The sequence below is a fragment of the Micromonospora chalcea genome (genome assembly GCF_002926165.1).
In the GTDB taxonomy this organism is placed as follows: domain Bacteria; phylum Actinomycetota; class Actinomycetes; order Mycobacteriales; family Micromonosporaceae; genus Micromonospora; species Micromonospora chalcea.
Genome location: NZ_MAGP01000134.1, coordinates 19,712 through 46,229 on the forward strand (window position 1 = coordinate 19,712; position 26,518 = coordinate 46,229).

Consider the following 26,518-nt stretch of genomic DNA (forward strand, 5'->3'; position numbering starts at 1 on the left):
TTACCCCCCGCTTCCCGCCGCTGCCGCCGCCCGCGCCGCCACCGGCAGGGCGGCGGCGATCTGCTCCCACGCCGCGTCGTCGATCGCGGTCGAGACGAACCACGACTCGAACGCGCTCGGCGGCAGGTAGACGCCACCGGCGAGCATCGCGTGGAAGAACGCCTTGAACGCCGGCACCACCTGGGTACGGGCGCTGTCGTAGTCGCGCACGTCCGCGTCGGTGAAGAAGACCGAGAACATGTTGCCGGCGGTGGAGAGGCGGTGCGGCACGCCGGCCGCGGACAGCGCCTCGGTGGTGAGCTTGCCGAGCGCGGCGGAGGTCTCGTCGAGCCGCCGGTAGAGCGCGTCGTCGGCCAGCCGCAGCGTGGCCAGTCCGGCGGCGCAGGCCAGCGGGTTACCGGAGAGCGTCCCGGCCTGGTAGACCGGGCCGGCCGGGGCGAGCTTCGCCATGATCTCCGCGCGCCCGCCGAACGCCGCGGCGGGCAGGCCGCCACCCATGACCTTCCCGTACGTCCACAGGTCCGCGTCCGACGGGTCGAGGCCGTGCCATCCGGCGCGGGACACCCGGAACCCGGTCATCACCTCGTCGACGATGAGCAGCGCGCCGTGCGCGTGCGCGATCCGGGCCAGTTCGGCGTTGAAGCCGTCACGCGGGGCGATCACGCCCATGTTGCCGGCGGCGGCCTCGGTGATGATCGCGGCGATGTGCTGGCCCTGGGCGGCGAACGCCTCCTCGACCGCGCGCAGGTCGTTGTACGGCAGCACGATCGTGTCGCTCGCCGCCGCGCCGGTCACGCCGGGCGAGTCGGGCAGGCCGAACGTGGCCACGCCGGAGCCGGCGGCGGCGAGCAGTGCGTCCGAGTGGCCGTGGTAGCAGCCGGCGAACTTGATGATTTTGGAGCGGCCGGTGAAGCCGCGGGCCAGCCGGATCGCCGACATGGTCGCCTCGGTGCCGGAGTTGACCAGGCGCACCTGCTCGACCGGCGTCCGCGCGATGATCTCCTCGGCGAGGTCCACCTCACCCGGGGTGGGCGTGCCGAAGCTCGTGCCCAGCGTGGCGGCCTCGCGCAGCGCCTCCACCACTGCCGGGTGCGCGTGGCCGAGAATGAGCGGGCCCCAGGAGCAGACCAGGTCGACGTACCGACGACCGTCGGCGTCGAAGAGCCACGGACCCTCCCCCCGGACCATGAAGCGCGGGGTGCCGCCGACGGCACGGAACGCGCGCACGGGAGAGTTCACCCCGCCGGGCACGACGGCCTTGGCGCGGTCGAACAGGGCCTCGGAGGCCGGGGCGTCGGCCGGGTAGCGGCCGGATCCGGCGGAAAGCGTCTCGGTCACGATGGGCCCATTGTGTCAGCGCCGGAGCACTGCCTGGCACGCACCCCGCGACGGGGGTTACCAGGCTCACCCCGGTGAGCGGCGGCAGGCCGCCAGCGATCCGCTCGACAGGCCCGTCGGTCGAGATCGCGATAGGCTGACCGGGTGGATCGTGCCGAACTGTCCATCGCCGTACAGCGGACCGGTGACGAAGCAGTGCTTCGTCTGGCCGGTGAGATCGACATGCTCACGGCCGCCCAGCTCTCGACGGTGGTCAACGAGGTGCTGGCGGATCCGCCCCCGCGCATCGTGCTCGACCTGGCCGGGGTCACGTTCTGCGACTCGCAGGGCCTCGGCACGCTCGTGGTGCTCAGCCGCAAGGCCAGTCACGCGCGCAGCCTGCTGATGCTCAGCAACGTGGGCGACTTCCTGATCCGCGTCCTGGACATCACCGGTCTCCGCAGCGCCCTGATGATCCGCAACGAAGCCACCCCGTAGCCCCGTACTCCTTTCCTCCGCGATCTTGCACTTGCGGCCCTCCACGAGGGTGATTCACCCCTTTCGCCGGGGCCGCAAGCGCAAGATCAACGCTGCTAGAGGACGGGGAGGTCTCGGCGGCGGAAGGTGAGCAGGCCAGCCGTGGCCAGGGTCACCGCCAGGGCCGTGAGCAGGTAGAGCGGGGTGGGGGTCCAGGCGTCGCGGAGCACCTGCGGGGTGTGCGTGAACGGGGACAGGTCCAGCAGCCACTGGTCCAGCTCCAGCCCCGCGCCGAGCTGCCCGAGCAGCACGCAGACCGCCAGCACCGCCCAGGTGACCGGCGCGAGCCGGGGTAGCAGGCCGTAGAGCAGCACGGCGAGTCCGGCCAGCACCCAGGCCGCCGGCACCTGAGCCAGGCCCGCGGCGAGCATCCGGCCCAGCTGGCGGGGCACGTCACCGGTACTCAGCCCGTACGTCAGGCCGGTGGCGAGCCCGGTCACCGCGAGCACCACCACCGGGCCGAGCAGCGCGAACGTCACGTGCGAGAGCAGCCAGGTCGAGCGGCGGGTGCCGGTGGCGAGCACCGGCTCGGCGTGCCCGGCGGACTCCTCGGCGCGCATCCGCAGCGCGGCCTGGATGCCGTACCCGGCGGCGGCCAGCCCGGCCAGGCTCAGCGTCACGCCCAGGTAGGCGTCGGCCATGCCGGACGCCCCGCCGAGCCGGGCCACGATCTCCTCCATCCGCGGGCTGCCCTCGACGGACCGGCCGGCCGCCTCGGCCGCGCCACCGAGGATCAGGCCGAGCAGGCCGAACCCGACCGACCACCAGAGGACCTGCCCCCGGTGCAGCCGCCAGGCCAGGCCGAACGGACCGGACAGGCCACCACCGGCGGTGGCCGGGCCGAGCCGGGACGGCAGCACGCCCGCGCCCAGGTCGCGGCGGACCGAGACCGGGTACGCGAACGCGGCGGTCAGCGCCGTGGCGGCAAGCGGCAGCAGCAGCACCCACCACCGCTCCCCCTCGTACGGGCGGACCCGGGCGGCCCAGCCCAGCGGGGACAGCCAGCTCGGCCAGTCGTTGCCCGCCGTGTCCCCGGCCAGGCGCAGCCCGAACGCGGCGCCGAGACCGGCGAGGCCGATGCCCCGCGCCCCACCCGCGGTCTCGGTCAACTGGGCCGCCAGCCCGCCGAGCGTGGCGAACACGACGCCGGTCAGCACGGTGACCAGGCCGTACGCCAGCGAGCCGCCGGTCGGCAGCCCGGTCGCGACCAGCCCGGCGGCGGTGAGCAGGCCGAGCAGCAGATCCGCCGCGTACGTGACGAGTAGCGCGGCGGTCAGCCCGGCGTGCCGGCCGAGCACGTTGCCGCCGAGCAGTTCCCGCCGGCCGGCCTCCTCCTCGGTGCGGGTGTGCCGGATGACGGTGAGCAGGCTGGCCAGCGCGACGATGAGCAGCAGGAAGCCGCTGCGCTGCGCGGTCAGCCCGCCGATGCTGTCGCCGTAGGCGGGGCCGAGCAGCGCGACGATCGACGGGTTGCGGGCGGTGCCCTCCAGGTACGCGGCCCGCTCGGCGGCGGTCGGGAACAGCTCGAAGTAGCTGGCCGCGTACGTCATCGGCAGCACCGCGAGGATCAGCACCCACAGCGGCAGCAGGAGGCGGTCCCGGCGCAGGATCAGCCGGACCAGGTGGCGGGTGCCGGTGAGCGTGCTCATGCCCGGTCCGCCGTCTCGTAGTGCCGCAGGAACAGTTCCTCCAGCGTGGGCGGCGTGCTGACCAGGCTGCGTACGCCCAGCTCGGTGAGCCGGCGCAGCGCGGCGTCGAGCGCGGCGGTGTCGACGTCGAAGCGCACCCGCCGCCCGTCGACCCGCAGGTCGTGCACACCGGGCAGGTCGGCCAGGCCGTCGAGCGGCGCGGCGACCTCGGCGTCGATCGCGGTGCGGTGCAGGTGGCGCAGGTCGCCGAGCGTGCCGGACTCCACCGTCCGGCCGGCCCGGATGATCGTCACCCGGTCGCAGAGCGCCTCCACCTCGGCGAGGATGTGGCTGGAGAGCAGCACCGTACGTCCGTCGTGGACGGCGCGGCGGACCCAGTGCTGGAAGACCTCCTCCATCAGCGGGTCGAGCCCGGAGGTCGGCTCGTCGAGGATGAGCAGTTCGACGTCGGAGGCGAGCGCGGCGACCAGGCCGACCTTCTGCCGGTTGCCCTTGGAGTAGGTGCGGCCCTTCTTGCGCGGGTCCAGCTCGAAGGAGTCCAGCAGTTCGGCGCGGCGTTTCGGGTCGAGCCCGCCGCGCATCCGGCCGAGCAGGTCGATCACCTCGCCGCCGCTGAGGTTGGGCCAGAGCGTGACGTCGCCGGGCACGTACGCGAGGCGGCGGTGCAGCGCGACCGCGTCCCGCCAGGGGTCGCCGCCCAGCAGCCGGGCGGCCCCCGCGTCCGCCCGCAGCAGGCCGAGCAGCACCCGGATGGTGGTCGATTTGCCGGAGCCGTTCGGGCCGAGGAAGCCGTGCACCTCCCCGGTGCGGACGGTCAGGTCGAGCCCGTCGAGGGCCCGGGTGCGGCCGAAGGTCTTCACCAGGCCGGACACATCGATTGCCGTTTCCATAATTCAGAAGCTACGCTCGTTTCACAAACTTGTGAAGACTGTAGGGTCACGGGGTGAGTGTCGAGGAGCCGACCATGAACAAGCCGTTCCGCCACGACGAGGAGGAGGTCCACCTCTTCGTGGAGCGGATGGCGATGGCCTTCGCCGACGTGGGCTTCCCCCGGATGGCCGCCCGGGTCCTGTTCACAGTCATGAGCGCCGACGACCCGCTCACCGCGGGCGAGATCGCCGAACGGCTCGGCGTCAGCGCGGCGGCGGTCAGCGGCGCGGTCCGCTACCTGACCCAGTTCGCCATGCTGGTCCGCGAGCCGGTCAAGGGGTCCCGGCGCGACCGCTACCGGATGCCGGACAACCCCTGGTACGAGGCGACGATCACCAAGACCACGCTCTACAAGAACTTCATCGACATCGCCGCCGGCGGGGTCGACGCGCTGCACGGCCGCAGCACCCCGGCCGGTGAACGGGTCGCCGAGATGCGCGACTTCTTCCTCTTCGTACAGGAGGAACTGGAATCGCTCGGCGACCGGTGGCGGGCCCGGCGGGCCGCGACCGGGCACGGCGGCCCGGCCGGCGGCTGAACCGTCAGCGGGTGTTGCCCCAGCGCGCCTGCTCCAGCAGCTCGACCGCGCGTTCGCGGGTGGACGGGTCGTCGTCGGCGCGCAGCAGCGCCGTCGCCTCGTCCACCGCGTCGGTCAGGTGCCGCCACTGCAGATCCCGCTCCCGCACCAGGTCCGACTGGGCGGCGAGCTGCCGGGTCTTCACCCACAGGTCGACGAAGACGGTCACCTTCGCCCGCAGCACCCACGGATCGAACGGCTTGGTCAGGTAGTCGACCGCACCCGCCGCGTAGCCGCGCAACGCGAGCTGCGCGTCCTTGTCCGCGGCGGTCAGGAAGATGATCGGTACGTGCCGGGTGCGCTCGCGCCGCTTGATGTGCGTCGCCGTCTCGAAGCCGTCCATGTCGGGCATCTGGGCGTCCAGCAGGATCACCGCGAAGTCGTCCACGAGGAGCTGCTTGAGCGCGGCCTCGCCGCTCTCCACCGCGACCGACTGCACCGGGAGACCCTGGAGGATCGCCTCCAGCGCCATCAGGTTCTCCCGCCGATCGTCCACCAGCAGGGCCTTGGCCGTCTGCGTCACGCGTTCTCCTCGCCTCGGCTGCGGCCGATCCAGGACGCCATCAGCTCGATCAGCTCGTCCAGGTCCACCGGCTTGGTGATGTAGTCGCTGCCGCCGGCGCTGAGCGCCGACTCCCGGTCGCCGGGCATCGCCTTGGCGGTCAGGAAGACGATCGGCAGGTCCGCGAACCGGTGGTTGCGGCGGATCTGCGCGGTCGTCTCGTACCCGTCCTGGTCCGGCATCATGGCGTCCATCAGGACGATGTCCACCTCCGGATGCTCGGCGAGCTGGCGGACGCCGTCCGCCCCGTTGTCCGAGTACAACACGGTCATGCCGTGCAGTTCCAACGCGGACGTCAACGCGAACACGTTCCGCACGTCGTCGTCGATGATCAGCACGGTCACGCCGTCCAGCCGCCGGGTGGCCGGCGTCTCCTGCGGCTGCGGCAGCTCCATCGGCATGAGCAGCGACGACGGCAGGCCCGCGCGGCTCGGCGACGGCGGCGCCGGCGCCACCACCGCGTCCGGCGCCAGCACATCGGGTACGAAGAGAGTGAACGTCGAACCCTGACCGGGCGCGGACGAGACGGTGATCGTGCCGCCGAGCAGGCGGGCCAGATCACGGCTGATGGACAGGCCCAGGCCGGTCCCGCCGTACCGCCGGCTGGTGGTGCCGTCCGCCTGCTGGAACGCCTCGAAGATCAGCGACAGCTTGTCGTCGGAGATGCCGATGCCGGTGTCGATCACGGTGAACGCGATCACCCGCTGCGCGTTCGTCAGCGCCGGCACGTCGAAGACGGCGTTCTCGGCCGCCGGCCCGATCCGCAGCGTCACCGCGCCGTTGTCGGTGAACTTCACCGCGTTGGAGAGCAGGTTGCGCAGGATCTGCTGCAACCGCTGGGCGTCGGTCACCAGCGCCGGCGGCAGATCGCTGCTGACCCGTACCTGGAAGTCCAGGCCCTTCTCCTCGGCCTGCGGCGCGAACGCCTGCTCCACGTAGCTCCGGATCTCGGCGAACTGGATCTCGGTGGGCTCCACGTCCATCCGGCCCGCCTCGATCTTCGACAGGTCGAGGATGTCGTCGATCAGCGAGAGCAGGTCCGAGCCGGCGCCGTGGATGGTCCGCGCGAACTCGATCTGCTTCGCGCTGAGGTTGCGCTCCGGGTTCTCGGCCAGCAACCGGGCCAGCAGGAGCAGCGAGTTCAGCGGCGTACGCAGCTCGTGGCTCATGTTCGCCAGGAACTCCGACTTGTACGCCGACGCCCGGGTGAGCTGCTGCGCCTTCTCCTCCAGGCCGAGGCGGGCCAGCTCGATCTCCCGGTTCTGCGTCTCGATGTTGGCCTTCTGCTCGGACAGCAGCTTCGCCTTGTCCTCCAGCTCGGCGTTGGTGCGCTGCAACTCGGCCGACTGGTCCTGCATCTCGTGCGCCAGCCGCTGCGACTGCGCCAGCAGCTCCTCCGTACGCCGGTTGGCCTGGATGGTGTTGACCGCGACGCCGATGGTGAGCACCAGCCGCTCCAGGAACGCCAGGTGCAGGTCGGAGAACGTGGCCACGCCGGCGAACTCGATCACGGCGAGCAGTTCGCCCTCGAACAGGACCGGGAGCACCACCAGGTCGGCCGGGGGCGTGTCGGCCAGCCCGGAGCGCACCACGAGGCGCCCGTCCGGCTGCGCCTTGACCCGGATGGTCCGGCGGGACAACGCGGCCTGCCCGACCAGCCCCTCACCCGGGCCGAACGTGACGTCGTGCCCCCGGGCCACGTACCCGTAGGAGGCGGTGAGCCGCAGCCGCATGCTGCCCTCGGAGCTGTCCGCCAGGAAGAACGCGCCGAGCTGCGCGTCCACCAGCGGGGTCACCTCCATCATGATCATGCGACAGACCTCGCCCAGGTCGCGCTGGCCCTGCAGCAGACCACCGATCCGGGCCAGGTTCGAGTCGAGCCAGCCCTGCTCGGCGTTCTTCTTCGTCGTCTCCCGGAGGGTGACGATCATCTGGTTGATGTTGTCCTTCAGCTCGGCGACCTCGCCCTGCGCCTTCACGTTGATCCGCTGGGTCAGGTCGCCGCGGGTCACCGACGTGGAGACCTGCGCGATCGCGCGCAACTGCGTGGTGAGCGTGGAGGCGAGCTGGTTGACGTTCTCGGTGAGGTCGCGCCACGTACCGGAGACGCCCTTGACCTGGGCCTGACCGCCCAGCTTGCCCTCGGTGCCCACCTCGCGCGCCACGCGCGTCACCTCGTCGGCGAACGACGAGAGCTGGTCCACCATCGTGTTGACGGTGTTCTTCAGCTCCAGGATCTCGCCCTGCGCGTCCACTGTGATCTTCTGACCCAGGTCACCGTTCGCCACGGCGGTGGTGACCGAGGCGATGTTCCGCACCTGGCTGGTCAGGTTCGACGCCATCGAGTTCACGTTGTCGGTCAGGTCCCGCCACGTACCCGAGACGCCCTTGACCTGGGCCTGACCACCCAGCTTGCCCTCGGTGCCCACCTCACGGGCCACCCGCGTCACCTCGTCCGCGAACGACGAGAGCTGGTCCACCATCGTGTTGACAGTCGACTTCAGCTCCAGGATCTCGCCCTGCGCGTCCACGGTGATCTTCTGCGACAGGTCACCCTTCGCCACCGCAGTGGACACCTGGGCGATGTTGCGCACCTGCGCGGTCAGGTTCGACGCCATCGAGTTCACGTTGTCCGTCAGGTCCCGCCAGGTGCCGGCGACGCCGCGTACCTGCGCCTGGCCGCCCAGCTTGCCCTCGGTGCCCACCTCACGGGCCACCCGGGTGACCTCGTCGGCGAACGACGACAGCTGGTCCACCATCGTGTTGACAGTCGACTTCAGCTCCAGGATCTCGCCCCGGGCGTCCACGGTGATCTTCTGCGACAGGTCGCCCTTCGCCACCGCAGTGGTGACCGAGGCGATGTTCCGCACCTGGCTGGTCAGGTTCGACGCCATCGAGTTCACGTTGTCGGTCAGGTCGCGCCACGTACCCGAGACGCCCTTGACCTGGGCCTGACCACCCAGCTTGCCCTCGGTACCCACCTCACGCGCCACGCGCGTCACCTCGTCGGCGAACGACGAGAGCTGGTCGACCATCGTGTTGACGGTGTTCTTCAGCTCCAGGATCTCGCCCTGCGCGTCCACGGTGATCTTCTGGCCCAGGTCGCCCTTGGCGACGGCCGTGGAGACCTGGGAGATGTTGCGGACCTGGCTGGTCAGGTTGCCGGCGAGCTGGTTCACGTTCTCGGTGAGGTCCCGCCAGGTGCCGGAGACGCCGCGCACCTGCGCCTGGCCGCCCAGCTTGCCCTCGATGCCGACCTCGCGCGCCACCCGCGTGACCTCGTCGGCGAACGACGACAGCTGGTCCACCATCGTGTTGACGGTGTCCTTCAGCTCCAGGATCTCGCCCTGCGCGGCCACCGTGATCTTCTGCGACAGGTCACCCTTGGCGACAGCCGTCGACACCTGGGCGATGTTGCGGACCTGCGCGGTCAGGTTCGACGCCATCGAGTTGACGTTGTCGGTCAGGTCCTTCCAGGTGCCGGCCACGCCCGGCACCTCGGCCTGGCCGCCCAGCTTGCCCTCGGTGCCCACCTCGCGGGCCACCCGGGTCACCTGCTCGGCGAACAGCCGCAGCGTGTCGGTGAGCGAGTTCATCGTGTCGGCCAGCTCGGCCACCTCGCCGCGCGCCCCGACCGTGATCTTCTGCGACAGGTCGCCCTTCGCGACGGCGGTCGCCACCTGCGAGATCGACCGCACCTGACCGGTGAGGTTCGACGCCATGGTGTTGACCGAGTCGGTGAGGTCCTTCCAGGTGCCGGCCACGCCACGCACGTCGGCCTGGCCGCCCAGCTTGCCCTCGGTGCCCACCTCACGGGCCACCCGCGTCACCTCGTCGGCGAACGACGACAGCTGGTCCACCATCGTGTTCACCGTGCGGCCGATGCGCAGATACTCACCCCGGAGCGGACGACCGTCTATCTCCAGCGCCATGTGCTGGGAGAGGTCGCCGTCGGCCACCGCCACGATCACCCGGGCGATCTCCGTGGTGGGCCGGCCCAGGTCGTCGATGAGCGAGTTGACCGCCCGCTGCCCCTCCGCCCAGGAGCCGTCCAGGCCCTCGTCGTCCAGGCGCTCGGTGAGCCGGCCGTCGCGGCCGACGATCCGGCTGATCCGGCGCAGGTCCAGGTGCTGCCGCTCCTGCAACGACACCACGTCGTTGAAGGCGTCGGCGACCTCACCGGGCAGTCCGGCCCGGCGCGGCAGGCGTACCCGCAGGTCACCGTGCGCCACCCGGCGCAACGCGTCGACCAGCTCGCCGAGGAGCACCTCGTGGTCGGGCGCGGACGGGTCCGCGGTCACCGACTGTTTTGCCGTGGTCATGGTTCCTCGCTCCGCTCGGGCTCGTGCCGTCACGCGGCCATCCCATCATTCTGCCGCGCGATCCGTCGAGGTCACGGCGTGCAACCGCGCGTCACGCGCCGTATCCGCCCGACTGGCCGGTTCGCCGGACCCTTGGCACCCGGGGCCGGACCGGTGGAGGATACGGAGGTGTCAGCGGAGGCGGGGGCCACTCGGAGCGGCGGTGCGGACGAGCACGTCCGCCGCGTCCGCCTCCCCGCAGACCGCCGCACCCCGGCGGCGGCCCGCGCGGTGGTACGCACCATGCTGCTCGAAGCGCGGCTGCCCGAACTGCTGAACGAGGCGCTGCTGCTCACCACCGAGCTGACCACGAACGCCGTCGAGCACGCGCGCACCGAACTGGACATCGAGGTCGAAGCCGACCCGAACGGCCTCACCGTCACCGTCACCGACTTCGCCTCCGGACCCGTCGACGAGCTGATCGTCGGGGTGCGCAACACCACCTCCGACATCGCCGAGGTCGCCACGCGGGGACGCGGGCTGCTGCTCGTCGACCACTTCTCCAGCCGATGGGGCACCACGTACCTGCCCACCGGCAAGGGCGTCTGGTTCCGCCTCGACCGGCCCGGCCCCGGCGGCCCCGACCGCTCGTCGGCCGGCCCACCGCCGGTGACCGAGCCGGAACGGACCGGCGACGGTACGCCCAGCGCCGCCGCGATGAGCGAGTTGATGCAGATCACCCCCGACCCGTACGCCGACGAGCCACTGCCCGAGTTCGCGACCGCCCTGCTGAGCCGGGTCGGCGAGATGGTCGGCGCCGCCGGTGGCACGGTCCGGCTGGACCGGGGCGACGGGCTCGGCACCCAGGTGTTCGCCCGGTACGGCCGGCACCCGCGTGAGGGCAACGAACTGCTGCGCGTACCGCTCGCCGTGCACCGCCCGTACACCGGTGAGCTGGAACTGGACGCGGCACCCTCCACGTACGCGCGGCCGCTGGCGGTGCTGGCCGCCGAGCGGCTGTCGCTGCACCTGGAGAACGACCGGCTGCGCCGCGCCGACGTACGCCGGTCCACCTGGCTGACGTTCCTCGCCGAGGCGAGCGAACTGCTCGCCCAGTCGCTGGACGTCGAACTGACCATGGCGCTCATCCCGCAGCTCGTGGTGCCCCGGCTCGGCCAGTGGTGCGCCGTGCACACCACCGACGAGTGGGGGCGGCTGCGTCTCGCCGCCTCCAGCCATGCCGACGAGGCCATGCTGCCGCAGCTGCACCGGATCCTCCAGGAGACCGGCCCGGACTCGATCCAGTCCCGGCTGCGCGAGGCGTCCCGCAACGCCGCCCAGGTGCCGCTCGGCGGACCGATGGAGGGTTTCGCCGTACCGCTGATCGCCCGTGGCCAGCGGCTCGGCACCCTCGCCGTGGGCCGGCACCAGCGGCACCGGCACGACCCGGACGAGGTCTCGGTGCTGGAGGACGTGGCCCGCCGCGCCGCCCTCGCCATCGAGAACGCGCGCATCCACGCCGAACGCCGCCGGGTCGCCCAGACGCTCCAGCAGTCGCTGCTGCCGCCGGTGCTCCCGGTGGTCGAGGGCATCGGCTTCGCCGCCGAGTACGTCCCCACCGGCGACGACGCGGAAGTCGGCGGCGACTTCTACGACGTGGTCCCGCTGCCGGACGGCCGCTGGCTCGTGGTGGTCGGCGACGTATCCGGCAAGGGCGTGCAGGCCGCCGCCGTGACCGGCCTGGTCCGGGACGTGATCCGGGTCCTCGTCGGCGACGGCAAACCGCTGCCCGAGGTGCTCAGCCGGCTCAACGAGACGCTCGTCGAGCGCGGCGGCGGACGCTACTGCACGCTGGCGCTGGCGGCCGTCTCACCCGGCGACGGCGACCAGCTCGACGTCTCGCTGCACCTCGCCGGCCACGACCGCCCGGTGCTGCTGCACGGCGGAGGCGGCGCCACCTTCGTCGGCACCGGGGGCACCGCGCTGGGCCTGCTCGACACGATCACCACCCCGACCGCCGAGCTGGCGCTCAAGCCCGGCGACGCGCTGATCTTCTACACCGACGGGGTCACCGAGCGGCGGCGCGGACGCGAGCTGTTCGGCACCGAACGGCTGCGCGAGTCGGCGGCGCCGCTGGCCGGGTACTCGGCCGATGTGGTCGCGGCACGGCTGCGCGCGGCGACGATCGCCTTCTCGGTGGAGCCACCGCGCGACGACATAGCCGTCCTGGTCCTCCGAAACGACACCCCGTAGCCCTCTTCCCGCGCCCCGCCCCCGGTTCCGACTCCGGTTCCGACCCGGCGGTGATCAAGGAGTTTGTGGCCTGGGGAGGCGCGAAACGTGACACAAACTCCTTGATCACGACAGTGGTGGGGAGTGCGGGTTGTCGGTGGCGGGTGGGCGGCGCCAGCTCGCCGAAGTGGCGGCATCCGACGCACGTGGACACAACCACCACCCCGAACTGGTGCCTGCCGCTGCCGCGCCCGCTGGGACGGGCGTCCTGTGTGGAGGCAGGTCGGGGTGCCGGGTGAGCAGGCCGAGGCGGGCCGGATTCAGAGACCACCGGGGAGGCGGCCGGGGGCCAGCCGGTGGTGCGGGTCCAGGTGGGCCTTGGCGCTGCGCAGGCGCGGCAACGCGGGCAGCTCGCCCCAGAGGTCCACGGCACGGCGCACCGCCGGCGGCGCGGCCACCACCACACACCGGCCTCGCCGGGCGATCAGCACGCTGCGGACGGCGGTGAGGATCGAGGCGACCCGCTCCGGCGGCAGCGCGCCGGGCAGGGCGGCGTGCACCGCGCCGCCGCCGGCCGAGCCGCGTACCGGCACGGGGGTGCCGGCGGCGTCGCGCAGCGCGTAGACGGCGGCGTGCAGGTCGTTGATCGGCACCTCGATGCGCAGCGCGGTGTCTCCGGGCGCGAAGGGATAGCGCCCCCACCACTCCGGCGCGTGGTGGCTGACCATCGCCGGGGCGCCGAGCACGGCGGTGAGCCGTTCGGCCCGCTCGGTCACGTCGGCCGGGCCGCCCTCCAGGAGCACCACCAGGCTGCCCGCCGCGGGCCGGCCGGTCACGGCCGGGTGATCGGGGCGGTTGATCACCGACGGGTGCGTGGCCGGAATCCGGCGACGGGGCAACGGCACCGGCACGGGCAGGTCCAACTCGACGGCGGCCGGGCCGACGCCGGACGCCAGTACGGCACGGACCAGGTCGTGCACCTCCAGCGGGGTCCAGACCGGACGGGACACCCAGACCCGGCTCGCGGGCACGGCCTGCACCCGCATGGTGGCCGAGACCAGCACGCCGAGCCCGCCCTGCGAGCCGCAGAGCAGCCGTGCCACGTCCAGCCCGGGCATCCCACCCCGACCGAGGATCGCATCGCCACCACCGCGACCCGGACCTCCGTCGGCATCGGCCGCCGGAGCGCGTCCGCCCGGACGGCCACCGCCGACATCCGGGGCGGCCCGGCCGAACGCCTCCGTGCCGGACTCGCCGACGCTCACCAACTCGCCGTCGGCGTCGAGATAGCGCACGCCGATGAGCTGGGCGCACGGGCTGCCGTGCCGGTGCCGCAGCGGACCGGACTCGTCGGCGGCGAGCACCCCGCCGAGCGTCGCGCCCGGCGAGGGCGCGTCGACAGGCAGCCGCCGGTTGGTACGCGCCAGCGTCGCCTGGACGGCGCGCAGCGGCGTACCGGCGCCGATCTCGGCCACCGCCGCGGCATGCGGCTCGTGCCAGACGCCGGCGAGGCGGCCGGTGTCGAGCATGATGTCCACCTGCGCCGGAGCGGCGCCCCAGTCGATCTTCGTGCCGGCGCCGCGGGGCACCACTGTCAGGTCGTACGCCGCGGCCAGCCGCAACACCTCGGCGGCGGCGTGCGGGCCGCCCGGCACGGCCACCCAGCGGGCGGTACGCCCGGCCACCTCGTCGGCCGGGCCGGCGAAGCGGGCGAACGGCGAACCACAGATCTCCGCCAGCTTCCGGGTGATGTCGAGGGCTCCGGGTCGGTTGGTGGAACGAGCTGCATCCGCCATGGCGCTTATCGTACACATGTTCGAAAGCCCTGGCGGCGAGTCGCCGGATTCGCGCGGCGGGCGGCCCCGGCGGCGGTCCGGCGCCCGGTAACGTGGCGCCGTGACCGAAACCCCACTGCCCGTCGCCAAGCGCGTCCCGACCGAGCGCGTCCATCACGGTGACACAGTCCTCGACGAGTACGCCTGGCTCGCCGCCAAGGACGACCCGGACACGATCGCCTACCTGGACGCCGAGAACGCGTACACCGAGGCGCGCACCGCCCACCTGGCCGAGTTGCGCGCGGAGCTGTTCGAGGAGACGCGCCGGCGCACCCAGGAGACCGACCTGTCGGTGCCGACCCGCAAGGACGGTCACTGGTACTACACCCGCACCGTCGAGGGGCAGCAGTACGGCGTGCACTGCCGCCGCGCGGTCCGCCCCGGCGAGACCGCGCCCCCGGTCAGCGCCGACGGCGCGCCGCTCGACGGCGAGGAGGTGCTGCTCGACGGCAACCAGCTCGCCGAGGGGCACGACTTCTTCTCGCTCGGCGCGTTCGACGTCAGCCCGGACGGCCGCTGGCTGGCCTACTCCACCGACTTCTCCGGCGACGAGCGCTTCACGCTGCGGATCAAGGACCTGACCACCGGCGAGTCGCTGCCGGACGAGGTGCCGGACACGTTCTACGGCACGGCGTGGTCGAGCGACGCCTCGACTCTGTTCTACGTGACGGTGGACGAGGCGTGGCGGCCCAACCGGGTCTGGCGGCACACCGTCGGCACGTCGTCCACCGAGGACGTGGTGGTCTACCAGGAGGACGACGAGCGGTTCTGGGTCGGCGTCGAGCTGACCCGCTCCGAGCGCTTCGTGGTGATCGACATCCACAGCAAGATCACCAGCGAGGTGCGGGTGATCCCGGCAGCCAACCCGACCGGCGAGCCCGCCGTCGTGGCCCCGCGGCGTCAGGGCATCGAGTACGCGGTGGAGCACCACGGCCACCGCTTCCTGATCCTGCACAACGACGGCGCGGAGGACTTCGCGCTGGCGTACACCTCGGCGGACGCGCCGGGCGAGTGGACGCCGCTGATCCCGCACACGCCGGGCACCCGGCTGGAGGCGGTCGACGCGTTCGAGAACCACCTCGTGGTGTCGCTGCGCGCCAACGGGCTGACCGGTCTGCGGGTGCTGCCGGTCGGCAGCGACGACAGCTGGGACATCGACTTCCCCGAGCCGATCTACAGCGTCGGGCTGGACGCGAACCCGGAGTACCGCACGAACGAGGTACGGCTGCGCTACACCTCGCTCGTCACCCCGGACTCGGTCTACGACTACGACCTGGTGACCCGGGAGCTGACGCTGCGGCGGCAGAAGCCGGTACGCCCCGGGCCGGACGGGCGGCCGTACGACCCGGCCGACTACGAGCAGCACCGGGACTGGGCGCTCGCCGACGACGGCACCCGGGTACCGATCTCGCTGGTCTGCCGCCGGGACACCCCGCGCGACGGCTCGGCGCCCGCCGTCATCTACGGCTACGGGTCGTACGAGGCGAGCATGGACCCGTGGTTCTCGATCGCCCGGCTGAGCCTGCTCGACCGCGGCGTGATCTTCGCGGTGGCGCACATCCGGGGCGGCGGCGAGCTGGGCCGGCGCTGGTACGACGAGGGCAAGCTGCTGGCCAAGAAGAACACGTTCACCGATTTCGTGGCCTGCGCCCGGCACCTGGTGAAGGCGGGCTGGACGGCGAGCGACCGGCTGGTCGCCCGGGGCGCGTCGGCCGGTGGCCTGCTGATGGGCGCGGTGGCGAACCTCGCCCCGGACGCGTTCACCGGGATCGTCGCGCAGGTGCCGTTCGTGGACGCGCTCACCTCGATCCTCGACCCGTCGCTGCCGTTGACGGTCACCGAGTGGGAGGAGTGGGGCAACCCGCTGGACGACCCCGAGGTGTACGCGTACATGAAGTCGTACACGCCGTACGAGAATGTGACCGCCGCCGACTACCCGGCCATCCTGGCGGTGACCAGCCTCAACGACACTCGCGTGCTCTATCACGAGCCGGCCAAGTGGATCGCCCGGCTGCGCGCGCTCGCGCCGGCCGGCGACTACCTGCTCAAGACCGAGATGGGCGCGGGCCACGGCGGGCCGAGCGGCCGGTACGACTCGTGGCGTGAGGAGGCGTTCGTCAACGCCTGGATCCTGGACCGCGTCGGCCGCGCGTGACGGGGGTCAGGCGGCCAGCGCCGCGGTGAGCACCTGCGGGTCGGCGTTGCCGCCGGTCACGACCGCGACGGTACGGCCGGCCGGCAGCTCGCCACTGTGGAAGAGCCGGGCGGCCAGGGCGACCGCGCCGCTCGGCTCGGCCACCAGTCGCGCGTCCCGGATCAGCCGGCCGGTGGCCGCCATGATCTCGTCCTCGGTGACCGTGACGATGCCGTCGAGCCGGTCCCGCAGGTGGGCCAGCGTCAACGCGGACAGGCTGGTCCGCAGCCCGTCGGCGCACGTCCGGTAGGTGCGTTCGACGTCCCAGACGACCACCTCACCGGCGGCGAGTGACTCCTGGGCGTCGGCGGCCAGCGCCGGCTCCACGCCGATCACGACGGCGGACGGGCGCAGCGCCTTGACCGCCGTGGCCACGCCCGAGCCGAGCCCGCCGCCGCCCACCGGCACCAGCACCACGTCCACGTCCGGCAGGTCGGCGACGATCTCCAGCCCGACGGTGCCCTGACCGGCGATGACAGCTGGATGGTCGAACGGCGGCACCAGCGTCGCGCCGGTCCCGGCCACGATCCGCTCCGCCTCGGCGAGCCGCCGGGCCGGCGGTACCAGCCGTACGTCCGCGCCGAGAGCCCGCATCCGGGCCACCTTGACCTCCGGCGCCCCCTCGGGGACCACCACCGTGCAGGGCGCGCCGAGGGCGCGGGCCGCGTACGCCAGGGCTTGCCCGTGGTTTCCCGACGAGTGGGTGACCACCCCCCGGGAGCGGGTCGCCGGATCGAGCCGGGCCACCGCGTGGGTGGCGCCGCGCAGCTTGAACGACCCCACCGGTTGCAGGTTCTCCGGCTTGAGCCACAGCTGGTCGTCCCAGAGCACCGGCATTAACGGGGTCCGCAGCACGGTGCCGGCCACGTCCTCGGCCGCGTCGCGGATGTCGGCGATCGAGATCAGCTCCATCGCACCAACCTAGACTGCCGGCATGAGTGCGGAGGAGCCCTCGGCGGCGCGACGCGGACCGACCTGGCTGATCCTCGTGGTGGTGGCCGCCGCGCTCGTCGTCTGCTGCTGTTCGACGGTGATCGGGCTGGTCGTCGCCGGCTCCGCCGGGCTGCTCGGTCGCTGACCGCCGGGCCGGACGCCGGCCGTCCCGGCCCGGCGGGCGCCGCCGTCCGTGCCGCTCGCCGCCCCGTGCCGGCGAGCAAGCAACGTCAGCGGGTCCAGGCCGGGTTCCGTCCGGCCCGGCCGAGCAGCGCGTCCATGCTGGCCGGCGCCGCCTCGGTGGGCACCGGCGGGCCGAACGCGCCCATCTTCTGCCCCATGTCGCCCATCCGGTCCATGAACTCGTGCCCGGCCGACACCACGGCCGGATCCACTGTCAGCTCCTGGCCGGTGGCCCGAGCCAGGTCCCACCCGTGCACCGTGAGGTCGATCAGCGCCATCGACCCGACGGTCTCCTGTGGTAGCCCCATGCCGGGTGACACGCCCTCCAGCGCGGCCGGGTCGGACCAGGCCTCGGTGAGCCGGGCCGTCTCGGTCGCGAACCGGTCACGCCAGCCCTCGGTCAGGTGATCGGTCTTGCCGGACCAGTCGACCTCTTCCCGGCGGGCCAGCGCCTGGAAGTTGACCACCACGTCGAACAGGTGCCCGAGCAGGTCGCGCACCGTGTAGTCGGGGCACGGGGTGGGCAGGCCGAGTTGCTCGTCGGAGATGCCGCGAACCACAGCGACCGTACGCGGCGCCGCGACGGCGAGCAGCTCACTAGTCTTCGTGCTCATAGGGGCAGCGTATGAGGGCGGTCTTGAAGAAATGCGACACGAACCGCGGCGTGACAACCGGGGCATCCTCGATCCGGGCCGGCTGCGGCAGCAGGTCCGGTTCCGGCGCCGGATGGCCGCCCCGGCGTTGCGCCGGTGGGTGGAGCACTACTGGTTGATCGACTGGGATCTGACCGAGCCGTTCGAGCAGCGGGTGGTGCCGCACCCCACCGTGAACGTGGTGTTCCAGGCGCAGGAGGGCGCGCCCGAACAGGGCGAGATCGCCGGCGTCGACACCGGCCTGTTCGCCGTCACGCTGCACGGCGTCGGCCGGGTCTCCGGCGTCCAGTTCCGCCCGGGCGGCTTCCGGCCGTTCTGGCGGCGCCCGGTCGCCGAACTGACCGGCCGGCGCGTGCCGATCCCCGGCGGGCCGATCTGCCCGGGGACCGACGACGAGCGATGCGCGAGGCTGGACGAGCTGCTGACCTCGTGGCCGCCGGTCGCGGATCCGCTCGCCGCGGAGGCCACCACGCTGGTCGAGGAGATCCGCGCCGACCGGACCGTGCTGCGGGTGACCGACTTCGCCCGGCGGCGCGGCGTCTCCGTCCGCCGGCTCCAGCGCCTCTTCCTCGACCACGTGGGCGTCGGTCCGAAGTGGGTGATCCGCCGCTACCGGCTCCAGGAGGCGATCGAACAGGCCGCCGCCGGGCCGCTGGACTGGTCGCGGGTCGCCGCCGATCTGGGGTACGCCGACCAGGCCCACCTGGTGCGCGAGTTCACCGCCGTCGCCGGGGTCTCGCCCGCGGCGTACGCCCGCTCGCTGGCGGCCCTGCGGCCGTGACGCGGGTCAGGCCTGCCGAGCGCGGGCCAACCCTCACTCCGCGCGGTTACGCAAGGTGACAGTCGGCCCGAGCGGCGGGCCTCGCCTCGCGCCGACTTTGCTCTGCAGCCACTGACGCAACGCACACCGACGGTGACGGTGGCGGTGCGACGCCGCCGACCATGGTCAACAGGAAGCGCCTGTTCAGGCGCCTGCTGCACCGATGGCTGCAGAGCAAAGTCGGCAGCAAGCCCACTCACTCGCCCGGCGGCGGCCGTGACGCAGTGTTACAGGCAGCTTGGCTACGGTACGTGACCGGGAACGCGCGTCAGCGGCGGCGGACCGCCACCACCGCAACGTCGTCCTGGATCTCCGGCGGCGCCAACTCGACCAGCAGCCGCTGGCAGAACTGGTCCAGGTCGTCGTCCACCCGGGCGGCGGCCACGCCGAGCGCCGCCATGCCGTCGTCGATGGTGGCGTCCCGCCGCTCGATCAGCCCGTCGGTGTAGAGCACGAGCGTCGCCCCGGCGGGAAGCACGAACTCCAGGTCGGGCGGGCGCGGCGCGCGTACCCCGAGCAGCGGCGCGGACTGCGCCACGAACTCGACCCGGCCGTCCCGGCTCAGCAACGCCGGCAGGTGCCCAGCGCTGGCCATCCGGACCAGCCCGGTCGACGGCTGGAGCAGCAGCACGCAGATGGTGGCCAGCTCATTCGGCAGCAGGTTGCGCATCAGCTCGTTGACCCGGTCCAGGATCACCCCGGGCTGATGGCCCTCGACCGCGTACGCCCGTACCGCGTGGCGCAGCTCGGCCATCACGGTGGCCGCGTGCAGCGAGTGCCCGGCCACGTCACCGATCGCCACCAGCAGGTGCCCGTCGAGCATCACCAGCTCGTAGAAGTCGCCGCCCACCTCGGTCTGCGCGCTCGCCGGCTCGTACCGCACGGCCAGGTCCAGGCCCACGACGTCGGGCAGCCGCTGCGGCAGCAGGCTGCGCTGCAACGTCACGGCGATCCGGTGCTCCTCGTCGAAGGAGCGCTGCGCCTCCACCGCCGAGGCGACGGCCTGGGCGAGCTGCACCAGCACCGGCGTACGGACGGTCTGGGTGGCGGTCGGCACCACCACGTACAGCGGGGCGCGGTCCTCCCGCAGCCGGGAGGCGGCCACCGTCACCGTGTCCCCGTCCGGCCAGCCCGTCAGCGCCCAGTCGCCCGGGTCGTCGACCCGTACCCGGGTGCCGATCGGCACGCCGGTGTCGTCCACCACCCACGGCACGATCGTGGCCGGCGTGTGCGGGTCGACCGCCACCCCCGCCAGGCAGTCCCCGTCGAACGTCTCGGCGACCACCGCCGCTGGGGCCTTGAAGATCCGCGCCGCGCCGCTCGCTGCCGCCTCCAGCAGCCGGACGAAGTTCGGCGTCGCGTGCATCTCCACCGTGGCGTCGGCGAGCGCGGCGAGCCGCTCGGCGAGCTGCTCGGCACGCAGCCGGGCCTGGTAGTAGCGCAGCACCGCGTGCGCGGTGGCGACCAGTTCCTCCGGCTCGATCGGCTCGGCCAGGTAGGCGTCCGCGCCCCGGGTGAGACCCTGCGCCCGGTCGACCACGTCCACCGCGTGGGCGGAGACGTGGATGACCGGAATGTACGGGTGCGTCTCCTTGATCCGCTCGCACACCTCGAAGCCGCTCATGTCGGGCAGCCGCACGTCGAGCACCACGAGGTCGACGTGCTCACGGGCCACCCGGTCCAGCGCCTCCGTGCCGTTCTCCGCCTCCACGGTGACGAAACCGGCCCGGGTGAGCCAGTTCACCAGCAGGTACCGCTTGGGGCCGCTGTCGTCGACCACCAGCACGGTCACCGGCCCGCTGTCCACCGTCACGCTCCGCCCGCGGGAAGGACCACTGTGAACGTGCTGCCCCGGCCGGTTTCGCTCGTCAGCTCCAGCGTCCCGCCGAGCAGCGTGACCAGCCGCCGCGCGTACGGCAGGCCGAGCCCGGTGCCACCGACCCGCGTCGTGCCGGGCACCTGGTAGAACTCCTCGAAGACCCGCTCGTGCAGTTCGGGCGGGATGCCGACGCCGGTGTCGGTGACCGACAGCGTCCACTGCTCGCCCCGGCGCTCGGCGCGCAGGCGTACCTCGCCGCGCTCGGTGAACTTCAGGCCGTTGTGCAGCAGGTTGCGCAGCACCTGGGCGAGCAGCACCTCGTCCGAGCGGAGCGTCGCCGGGGCCGGCGGCTCCTCGACCACAAGCTCCACATCGGAGCGGACGGTGAGCGCCCGCAGCGTGCCGCGCAGCTGCCCGAACACCGCGCGCAGGTCGACCTCGGACCAGTCCGGCTCGATCCGGCCCGACTCCGCCTTCGCCAGATCGAGCAGCTCGTTGACCAGCCCCAGCAGGTCACCGGCGGAGGACCGGATCAGCCCCACCTGGCGGGCCTGCTCGCCGGTGAGCGGGTCGGAGGCGGAGTCGGCCAGCAGCCGGGCCAGACCGATGATCGCGGTGACCGGCGCGCGCAGCTCGTGGCTGACGTTGGCGAGGAACCGGCTCTTCGACTCGCTCGCGGCCCGCAGCTGTGTGGACTTCTCCTCCAGCTCGGCGTAGAGCGCCACCACGCCCCGGTTGGTCTCCTCCAGCTCCTCGGTGAGCTGGTTGTAGAGCGCCATCACGCCCCGGTTTGTCTCCTGCAGTTCGGAGTTGAGCACCGCCAGCTCGTCGCGCTGGCTGCGTACCTCGTCGAGAGCCGCGATGAGCTGGGAGTTCTGCGCGGCCAGCTCGTCCAGCGCGGAGCCCGGAGCACGCTCGGCCAGCTCGGCCCGGAGCCGGCCGGCGCGTTCCGGCGTCAGCTCCTCGGCGTGGTCGGGCACCCGTCTGGACATCCTCACGACGGTATCGCCCTCGACGGCCACGACCTGCAACGTGTCCACCAGACGCGCGACGGCGCCGGACTTCGGCTCGTACCGGCCGCCTGGCAGTGGACGCAACGGCGACAGGTCGACCTGGAGGATCCGGCGGCCCACGGCGTCCCGGTCGAGAGCGAACGTGACGTCCGCGCCGTCGGCGCCGCTCAACAACTCCCGGGCCACCTCGCTGAGCGCGGTGGCGATCCGCACCTGGTCCTGGTGTTCCAGCCCGACCGCCGCGGCCACCTCGCGGCCGCGCTGCCGGACCAGGAAGATGTCCTGCTCGACCCGGAGTGCCAGGTGCAGAAGGGGTTCGGTCATGCCGCCCCCCGCGCGACCAGGACGCAGGCGTCGTCGCGACGGATGCCGGCGTCACGCAGCAGCGTCGCGGCGGCCAGCAACGGGTTGCGCCCGGCCAGCCCGGGGTAGTCGTCCAGGTCCCAGCGATCCACCACCCCGTCACTGTGCATGACCAGGGTGGAGTCACGCGAGAAGGGGTAGTCGTACCCGCGGATCGCCGGACGCTGGTGCCCGGCGATGCCCGGCAGCGAGACGAGCCCGCGCCGCCGCACGCCCGGCGCGACGATCATCGCGGCGATGTTGCCCAGGCCGGCGAAGCGGAGCAGCCCGGCGGCGGGATCCGGTTCGGCCACCGCGAGCGCCGCGCCCCGGGTGTGCGACATGGCGGCGTGCAGGTGCCGCACCACGACGTCCGGCGGCCCGTCCGGCGCCGAGCGGAACGCGGACACGGCGGCCCCGGTCGCGGCGGCGGCCAGTGGCCCGTGGCCGAGGCCGTCGGAGACCAGCACCTGGCGACGGCCGTCCACCTCGCGCACCGCGTACCCGTCGCCGCTGCTCTGCTCGCCGGTGATCGGCCGGGCCAGCCCGGCCGCCCAGTCCGGCTCCGGCGGCGCTCCGTCCCAGACCTGGACGACCAGGACCGTGCCCCGGCCGGGCGTCGAGTAGCCGTCGAACCGGCTCGACTGCCGGGTGATCGCGCCGAGCCCGATGCCGAGCGTGCCGGCGGTGGAGTGGCCGTCGACCGACGAGAGCGTCAGGTCGGCCATGCCGGGGCCGGAGTCGATGGCCACCAGTTCCACCCCGGCCCGTCCGGCCCGGCGCGCCGGGCGCAGCAGGAGCGTGCCCTCGCGGGCGTGCTTGACCAGGTTGCTGGTGATCTCGGCGGTGACGATGGCCAGGTCCGCGACACGATCGGTGCTCAGTTCGAGCTGCCGGCCGAGACGCTCGGCGGCCCGGCGTACGCCGCCGGCGGTCGCGCCGTTGTCGACCCGGAACCACACCCCGTGGTCGGGGACCACGTCGGCGGTCATCGCGACCACTTGGTGACGGTGATCCTCGTCCCCTCGCCGACAGCCGTCTGGATGTCGAAGTCGTCCACCAGCCGGCGGGCCCCGCTGAGCCCGAGGCCCAGCCCGCCCCCCGTGGTGTAGCCGTCGGTCAGCGCCAGGTCGAGGTCGGGGATGCCCGGCCCTTCGTCGGCGAAGAGGATCCGTACGCCACGCCGTCGACCGTCCTCCACTGTGCTCACCTCGGCGCTGCCCCCGCCGCCGTAGATCAGCGTGTTGCGGGCCAGCTCGCTGGCGGCGGTCACCAGCTTCGTCTGGTCGACCAGGGAGAGCCGGACCGCGACGGCCGTGGTACGCACCAACTGCCGGACCCGCACCACGTCCTCGTCGCTGCGGATCGCCTGCGTCGCCGGCACGCCGAGGTCGACGCCCGTGGTCATGCCGTCGCCGTCGTCTCGGTGTCCTCGTCGTCGGCGCCCTCGTCCGGCTCGTCGGCCCGGCTGGCCGCGATCAGCTCCATGCCGCGCTCGACGTTCAGCGCGGTACGGATGCCGTTGAGCGACAGCCCCAGCTCGACGAGCGTGATGGCGACGGCCGGGCGCATGCCGACCACCACCGTCTCGGCGTCCAGCACCTTCGAGATGGACGCGATGGTGGAGAGCATCCGGCCGACGAAGGAGTCGACGATGTCCAGCGCCGTGATGTCGATGATCACGCCGTGGCAGCTGGTGGCGACGATCCGCTCGGCCAGGTCCTCCTGCAACTGGATCGCCGTCTGGTCGGACATGTCGACCTGGATGGAGACCAGCAGGATGTCGCCGATCTTGAGGATCGGCACCCGTTCCATCAGGACTCCCGCCGCGGGCGGCGAGCGGTGGTCTCGACCCCGGTCAGGCGCAGCACGTGGCGCAGCGCGTCGGCGAGGCTCGCCTTGGTGGCGATGTCGCCGAACTCGATGCCGAGGGCGACGATCGTCTGGGCGATCTGCGGGCGGATGCCGGAGATGATGCAGTCGGCGCCCATCAGCCGGGCGGCCACCACGGTCTTGAGGATGTGCTGCGCGACCTGGGTGTCCACCGCCGGCACGCCGGTGATGTCGATGATCGCGTACGGCGAGCCGGTGTCGACCAGGGTCTGGAGCAGCCGCTCCATCACCACCTGGGCGCGGGCCGAGTCCAGCGTCCCGACCAGCGGGACGGCGACCACGCCCTCCCAGAGCTTGACCACCGGGGTGGACAGCTCCAGCAACTGCTCCGCCTGGTCGGCGATCAGGCTCTCCCGGGCCCGGACGAACGTCTCGAACGTGAACAGGCCCATCTGGTCGACGAGCGCGGAGAAGGCGACGAAGTCGCGCAGGGTGTCGTCACCCTTCTCCTCTTCCATCAGCTCCAGCAGGGCGTCCTTGCACGCGAACACGCTGATCGCGGTCTCGGTGGCGGAGAACCCCTGCCGGGCCCGGTTGGTGGACAGCTCGGACAGCACCGCCCGCAGCTCACCGCCGTGCTCGTCGGCCAGGTCGGAGACGCCCTGGCGCCCGGCGTCGACCAGCGCGCGGTGCAGCTCCTGCACCTGCCGGGCCAGCTCGGCCCGGCTCAGGCGGCCGCGCAGCGAACTGGCGACGATCTCCGTCCAGCGGTTGGTCAGCCGGTCCGCGTGCTGACTGAGCAGGTGGGCGAGCCGACCACCCTGTTCGGCGCTCAACGCCATGCTGACCTCCCTGATTTGGACGGGCGGACTCTATCACCGGGGGCTGACGCGGTACTTGTCACGGAGCAAAGAATGATCGACCGCACCCGTGACCGCTCCCGTTCTGCGCGGCGCGCCCGTCGTGGGATACCGTTTCCCCCGAACACAGGAGGTCGACGAATGTCCTTGACGGTGCACACGGAACAGCGCGGCGACGTGGTCGTCGTGTCGGTCGCGGGCGAGCTGGACATGGCCACGGCACCGCAGCTGCAGGACCAGATCACGGATCTGCTGGACAAGGGGCGCAACCGCCTGGTCTTCGACCTGGCCGAGGTGTCGTTCTGCGACTCCACCGGCCTGTCGGTGTTCGTCCGGGCGAAGAACAACTGCGACGAGGCCGGCGGCGTCGTCCGGCTGGCCGCTCCGCAGCGCGGCGTGCTGCGCATCCTCGAGGTCAGCGGGCTGGTCGAGGTGCTGCACACGTACCCGACCGTGGAACAGGCCGTCGCGGGCGAGCCCACTCCGACCTCCTCCTGACCGGTTCCGCTCAGCGCTCGTCCTCGATGTAGCGGGGACGGGCGATCACCATGCCCGCCGCCGTCTGCACGGCCAGCGCCACCAGCAGGAAGCCGATCGGGGCGGTCCAGCCGCCGGTCGCCTCGTAGAGGATGCCCACCAGCAGCGGCCCGAGCGCCGCGATGACGTACCCGGTGCTCTGCGCGAACGCGGACAGCGCCACGGTGCCCTCGGCGGTCCGGGCGCGCAGCCCGATCGTGGTCAGGATGAGCGGGAACGCGCCCTGGCCGAGCGCCAGCAGCAGCACCCACAGCGGCGCCAGGCCGTGCGGGGCCAGCGCCAGACCGGTGTACGCGGCGGCGGAGAACACGGTGAGCGACAGCACCAGCGGCCGGAGCGTGGCCAGCCGGCCGGCCAGCGCCGGCATCATCAGCGCCACCGGCACGCCCAGCGCGGTCACGCCGGCGAGCAGCAGCCCGGCCGCCTCCGGGCGGTACCCGGCGTCCCGGAAGAGCTGGGCCAACCAGCCCATGATCGCGTACCCGCTGAGCGACTGCGCCCCGAAGTAGACCGCCATGGCCCAGCCGAGCCGGGTCCGGGCGGGTTGCACCCGGGCCGGGGTGGCGACGGCCACCGCCGGGGGCGCGGCCCGTCGCGCCGCGCGGGCCCGCAGCGCCAGCGGCACCCACGGGAGTACGGCCAGCGCGGCCAGCCCGGCCCAGACGCCGAGTCCGGCCCGCCAGGAGCCGAACGCGTGCGCCACCGGCACCGCCGCGGCGGCGGCCACCGTCGTGCCCACCGTCAGGGCCATCGTGTACGCCCCGGTGACCAGCCCGGTGCGGTGCGGGAAGTGCTGCTTGACGAGCATCGGCAGCAGGATGTTCGCCACCGCGATGCCGGCCAGCGCGAGCGCGCTGGTGGCCACGAAGACCGCCGCCGAGCCGGTGAGCGCGCGCAGCACCTGCCCGACGGTGAGCGCCAGCATGGCGAGCACCAGCACCCGGGGCGCGGCCCAGCGGCGGACCAGCCACGGGGTGAGCGCGCCCAGTCCGGCGAACGCGATGGTGGGCAGCGTGGTGACCAGGCCGGCCATCGCCCCGGAGAGGCCGAGACCGACCCGTACCTCGTCGAGCAGCGCGCCGAGGCTGGTCACCGCCGCGCGCAGGTTCAGCGCGACCAGGAGCATCCCGGTCAGCACGAGCAGGCCGCCTCGGACCGCGCGGCGGCACGACGACGGAATCCACGGCGGGTGTCACCGGTTACACCTCGTGCCGAAATTCATCCCATGATTGTAGGTTCGAGGTCATGACTCCGCCACCCGCGCCCGCCGCGCGGTCACCGGGTCCGCCAGACCATCGAGCAGCTCCGGGAGCGCATCCTCGGCGGCGAGTGGCCGGTGGGCGGGCGCATCCCCACCGAGCCGCAACTCGTCGCCGAGCTCGGCGTGGGCC

23 protein-coding genes are annotated in these 26,518 nt (G+C 72.7%); 8 read left to right on the top strand and 15 right to left on the bottom strand.

Features of this window, described 5'->3' with window-relative positions; genetic code table 11:
- Entirely contained in the window at nt 1-1,338 is a 1,338-nt protein-coding gene (gene hemL, locus BAW75_RS22440; protein WP_043327407.1) for a glutamate-1-semialdehyde 2,1-aminomutase, read from the bottom strand.
- Between the two features lie 144 nt (nt 1,339-1,482).
- Here hemL and BAW75_RS22445 point away from each other — a divergent pair, with 144 nt between their 5' ends.
- Entirely contained in the window at nt 1,483-1,815 is a 333-nt protein-coding gene (locus tag BAW75_RS22445; RefSeq protein WP_104114815.1) for an STAS domain-containing protein, read from the top strand.
- A 95-nt stretch (nt 1,816-1,910) separates the two neighbouring features.
- Here the strand turns inward: BAW75_RS22445 and BAW75_RS22450 are convergent, their stop codons facing one another.
- Together BAW75_RS22450 and BAW75_RS22455 are read right to left on the bottom strand one after the other, a co-directional pair.
- A complete protein-coding gene (locus BAW75_RS22450) occupies nt 1,911-3,503 on the bottom strand; it encodes an ABC transporter permease (RefSeq protein ID WP_104114816.1) in 1,593 nt (530 codons plus the stop codon).
- The gene (locus BAW75_RS22455; protein ID WP_043327413.1) at nt 3,500-4,393 is read right to left on the bottom strand and encodes an ABC transporter ATP-binding protein; all 894 of its coding nucleotides are present in this window, start codon (nt 4,391-4,393) and stop codon (nt 3,500-3,502) included. Before BAW75_RS22455 ends, BAW75_RS22450 begins: the two co-directional genes overlap by 4 nt.
- 53 nt (nt 4,394-4,446) lie before the next feature.
- Between BAW75_RS22455 and BAW75_RS22460 the strand changes: the two genes are divergently transcribed.
- The gene (locus BAW75_RS22460) at nt 4,447-4,971 is read left to right on the top strand and encodes a GbsR/MarR family transcriptional regulator (protein ID WP_244206219.1); all 525 of its coding nucleotides are present in this window, start codon (nt 4,447-4,449) and stop codon (nt 4,969-4,971) included.
- Between the two features lie 4 nt (nt 4,972-4,975).
- Here BAW75_RS22460 and BAW75_RS22465 read toward each other — a convergent pair whose 3' ends face one another.
- Together BAW75_RS22465 and BAW75_RS22470 are read right to left on the bottom strand one after the other, a co-directional pair.
- The gene (locus BAW75_RS22465; protein ID WP_013283536.1) at nt 4,976-5,533 is read right to left on the bottom strand and encodes a response regulator; all 558 of its coding nucleotides are present in this window, start codon (nt 5,531-5,533) and stop codon (nt 4,976-4,978) included.
- Nucleotides 5,530-9,894, bottom strand: a complete 4,365-nt coding sequence (locus tag BAW75_RS22470; protein ID WP_043327414.1) for a HAMP domain-containing protein — start codon at nt 9,892-9,894, stop codon at nt 5,530-5,532. Before BAW75_RS22470 ends, BAW75_RS22465 begins: the two co-directional genes overlap by 4 nt.
- Before the next feature lie 168 nt (nt 9,895-10,062).
- Here BAW75_RS22470 and BAW75_RS22475 point away from each other — a divergent pair, with 168 nt between their 5' ends.
- Nucleotides 10,063-12,126 (top strand): SpoIIE family protein phosphatase, encoded by a 2,064-nt coding sequence (locus BAW75_RS22475; protein ID WP_104114817.1) that lies wholly within the window; start codon nt 10,063-10,065, stop codon nt 12,124-12,126.
- Nucleotides 12,127-12,425: 299 nt separating this feature from the next.
- Here BAW75_RS22475 and BAW75_RS22480 read toward each other — a convergent pair whose 3' ends face one another.
- The gene (locus BAW75_RS22480) at nt 12,426-13,901 is read right to left on the bottom strand and encodes an FAD-binding oxidoreductase (RefSeq protein WP_244206220.1); all 1,476 of its coding nucleotides are present in this window, start codon (nt 13,899-13,901) and stop codon (nt 12,426-12,428) included.
- Nucleotides 13,902-14,001: 100 nt separating this feature from the next.
- Here BAW75_RS22480 and BAW75_RS22485 point away from each other — a divergent pair, with 100 nt between their 5' ends.
- Nucleotides 14,002-16,095: a S9 family peptidase gene (locus tag BAW75_RS22485; protein WP_069088716.1), complete on the top strand. Its 2,094-nt coding sequence runs from the start codon at nt 14,002-14,004 to the stop codon at nt 16,093-16,095.
- A gap of 6 nt (nt 16,096-16,101) precedes the next feature.
- Here the strand turns inward: BAW75_RS22485 and BAW75_RS22490 are convergent, their stop codons facing one another.
- Nucleotides 16,102-17,046 carry a threonine ammonia-lyase gene (locus BAW75_RS22490; RefSeq protein WP_104114819.1) on the bottom strand — a complete coding sequence of 315 codons (945 nt, stop codon included), beginning with the start codon at nt 17,044-17,046 and terminating at the stop codon, nt 16,102-16,104.
- 22 nt (nt 17,047-17,068) lie between these two features.
- Here BAW75_RS22490 and BAW75_RS32395 point away from each other — a divergent pair, with 22 nt between their 5' ends.
- The gene (locus BAW75_RS32395) at nt 17,069-17,212 is read left to right on the top strand and encodes a hypothetical protein (protein WP_166455678.1); all 144 of its coding nucleotides are present in this window, start codon (nt 17,069-17,071) and stop codon (nt 17,210-17,212) included.
- Between the two features lie 85 nt (nt 17,213-17,297).
- Here BAW75_RS32395 and BAW75_RS22495 read toward each other — a convergent pair whose 3' ends face one another.
- Nucleotides 17,298-17,864, bottom strand: a complete 567-nt coding sequence (locus BAW75_RS22495; protein WP_043327422.1) for a TIGR03086 family metal-binding protein — start codon at nt 17,862-17,864, stop codon at nt 17,298-17,300.
- A 31-nt stretch (nt 17,865-17,895) separates the two neighbouring features.
- On the opposite strand from BAW75_RS22495, the gene BAW75_RS22500 reads away from it, so the two are divergent.
- Nucleotides 17,896-18,684: a helix-turn-helix domain-containing protein gene (locus tag BAW75_RS22500; RefSeq protein ID WP_104114820.1), complete on the top strand. Its 789-nt coding sequence runs from the start codon at nt 17,896-17,898 to the stop codon at nt 18,682-18,684.
- Nucleotides 18,685-18,991: 307 nt separating this feature from the next.
- Here BAW75_RS22500 and BAW75_RS22505 read toward each other — a convergent pair whose 3' ends face one another.
- The 6 genes from BAW75_RS22505 to BAW75_RS22530 are packed head-to-tail and all read right to left on the bottom strand — an operon-like array spanning nt 18,992 to nt 24,572.
- Nucleotides 18,992-20,530: a SpoIIE family protein phosphatase gene (locus BAW75_RS22505; protein ID WP_043327426.1), complete on the bottom strand. Its 1,539-nt coding sequence runs from the start codon at nt 20,528-20,530 to the stop codon at nt 18,992-18,994.
- A gap of 2 nt (nt 20,531-20,532) precedes the next feature.
- Nucleotides 20,533-21,879: a sensor histidine kinase gene (locus BAW75_RS22510; protein ID WP_104114821.1), complete on the bottom strand. Its 1,347-nt coding sequence runs from the start codon at nt 21,877-21,879 to the stop codon at nt 20,533-20,535.
- A complete protein-coding gene (locus tag BAW75_RS22515) occupies nt 21,876-22,889 on the bottom strand; it encodes a SpoIIE family protein phosphatase (protein ID WP_104114827.1) in 1,014 nt (337 codons plus the stop codon). The genes BAW75_RS22510 and BAW75_RS22515 overlap by 4 nt, the downstream gene beginning before the upstream one ends.
- Nucleotides 22,886-23,305 (bottom strand): ATP-binding protein, encoded by a 420-nt coding sequence (locus BAW75_RS22520; RefSeq protein WP_043327430.1) that lies wholly within the window; start codon nt 23,303-23,305, stop codon nt 22,886-22,888. Before BAW75_RS22520 ends, BAW75_RS22515 begins: the two co-directional genes overlap by 4 nt.
- On the bottom strand, nt 23,302-23,712 hold the full coding sequence (locus BAW75_RS22525) for an STAS domain-containing protein (RefSeq protein WP_104114822.1): 411 nt from the start codon (nt 23,710-23,712) through the stop codon (nt 23,302-23,304). Before BAW75_RS22525 ends, BAW75_RS22520 begins: the two co-directional genes overlap by 4 nt.
- A complete protein-coding gene (locus BAW75_RS22530) occupies nt 23,712-24,572 on the bottom strand; it encodes an STAS domain-containing protein (RefSeq protein ID WP_043327435.1) in 861 nt (286 codons plus the stop codon). The genes BAW75_RS22525 and BAW75_RS22530 overlap by 1 nt, the downstream gene beginning before the upstream one ends.
- Nucleotides 24,573-24,731: 159 nt before the next feature.
- Here BAW75_RS22530 and BAW75_RS22535 point away from each other — a divergent pair, with 159 nt between their 5' ends.
- Nucleotides 24,732-25,088 carry an STAS domain-containing protein gene (locus tag BAW75_RS22535; protein WP_030500698.1) on the top strand — a complete coding sequence of 119 codons (357 nt, stop codon included), beginning with the start codon at nt 24,732-24,734 and terminating at the stop codon, nt 25,086-25,088.
- 10 nt (nt 25,089-25,098) lie between these two features.
- Here BAW75_RS22535 and BAW75_RS22540 read toward each other — a convergent pair whose 3' ends face one another.
- On the bottom strand, nt 25,099-26,307 hold the full coding sequence (locus tag BAW75_RS22540; RefSeq protein ID WP_104114823.1) for an MFS transporter: 1,209 nt from the start codon (nt 26,305-26,307) through the stop codon (nt 25,099-25,101).
- A 114-nt stretch (nt 26,308-26,421) separates the two neighbouring features.
- Here BAW75_RS22540 and BAW75_RS22545 point away from each other — a divergent pair.
- On the top strand, nt 26,422-26,518 hold a 97-nt coding region (locus BAW75_RS22545), incomplete at its 3' end, for a GntR family transcriptional regulator (RefSeq protein ID WP_146074796.1).